The sequence below is a fragment of the Streptomyces sp. P17 genome, assembly GCF_032436805.1.
In the GTDB taxonomy this organism is placed as follows: domain Bacteria; phylum Actinomycetota; class Actinomycetes; order Streptomycetales; family Streptomycetaceae; genus Streptomyces.
In genome coordinates this window covers 1-1,247 of sequence record NZ_JAVRBF010000181.1, presented here as the reverse complement: position 1 = coordinate 1,247, position 1,247 = coordinate 1, and the positions used below count along the sequence as shown (strand labels likewise).

The following is a 1,247-nucleotide window of genomic DNA, read 5'->3' as shown; positions in this document are numbered from 1 at the left end:
TGCAGTCGCCGCCGTGGGTGGACATGTTGGTGTCTCAGGTGCCTGCTGGTGCGGTGTCGCTGCGTGTGTGGCGGGTGGTGGATGGTGTGCGGGTGCCGGTGCGTGGGCAGCATGTGCCGCTCGGGTCGTCGGCGCGTGTCGTGGACTGGGATATACCGGTCGGTGTGCCTGTGACGTATCTGGTTGAGGCTGTGTCGTCGTCGGGGCAGGTGGTCGGTACGGGTGGTGAGTCGGTGCGGGCTGTGGTGTCTCCCGGACACTCCCGTGCGTGGCTGTCCGATCCGATGGCACCGCTCGGTGCGGTGGTGGTGGGTGTTCTGCGCTCGGAGTCTCGTGGCCGGTGGTCGTCGGCGTCGGAGATGGTGCGCCCGATGGGTGGTCTACCTGTGACGGTGGGTGGTGCGCGCCAGGTACGTGTCCGGTCGTGGCGTCTGGTCGCTGAGGATGAGGCGACGGTGCAGGCGGTGGACGCGATCATGCTGGCCGGGCCGACGGTGGTGTTGCGGGGCGACCCTGAGTGTCTGGATCATCCGACGGGGCTGCTGTACGTGTCGGCGGCTGATGTGGAGTCGGAGCGGACTGTGCCGCACCTTCCTCGGGTGACGTGGCAGATGGACGGGTATGAGTCGCGGGGGCCGGCGATCCTGCCGGTGGTGCCGTCCCGTACCTATGCCGACGATATGGCTGAGCATCCGACGTATCAGGACTCGACTGCTGCGGCGCCCACATATCTGGACCGTCTCCGTCTGCCGGAGGCGTAGCTATGTGGCCGGTCGATGAGAGGTGGGGTGCGGCTCGTCTGGGGGATGTGGAGCTGTCGTGTCAGGTGTGGCCGACGCTGCGGGGCCAGGTGCTGACCTCTGAGCCGCTGGAGATCGTGGATGGGTCGCTGTCGGTCGAGTTGCGGTCCGGTCAGGTGCAGACGTCGCTGGAGCTGTCGATCGCGGACCCGGACGGGTCGCTGTTCACCGGTCGTCCTGATGCGGCGCTGGCTGTGTATGGGCATCGGCTCCAGCTGCGCGCCGGGTACGCCGGCGTGGGCGATGTGCCGCTGGGTGAGTTCCGGGTGGAGCGCGTAGTCCCGGACGGGTCACCGTGGCGGCTGCACCCGTCGGGGAGATGGATGCGTGGTGCTCAGGTGCTGCGCGTCTCCGCTGGTGACCTGCTGGGGATCGTCGCCGATGACCGGTTCACGACCCCGACGCGGCCGCGTGGGGGAACGGTGCGCGCTGAGGTGCAGCGGCTCG

Annotated in this window: 2 protein-coding genes; both read left to right on the top strand. The window is 68.6% G+C overall.

Translation table 11 applies throughout. The features are described from left to right. Positions 1–761 (top strand): hypothetical protein (locus RMT89_RS40200; protein WP_315888699.1); only part of this gene is annotated, 761 nt, incomplete at its 5' end. 89 nt (positions 762–850) lie between these two features. Beyond that, a partial coding sequence (locus tag RMT89_RS40195) for a hypothetical protein (RefSeq protein ID WP_315888698.1) occupies positions 851–1,247 on the top strand: 397 nt, incomplete at its 3' end.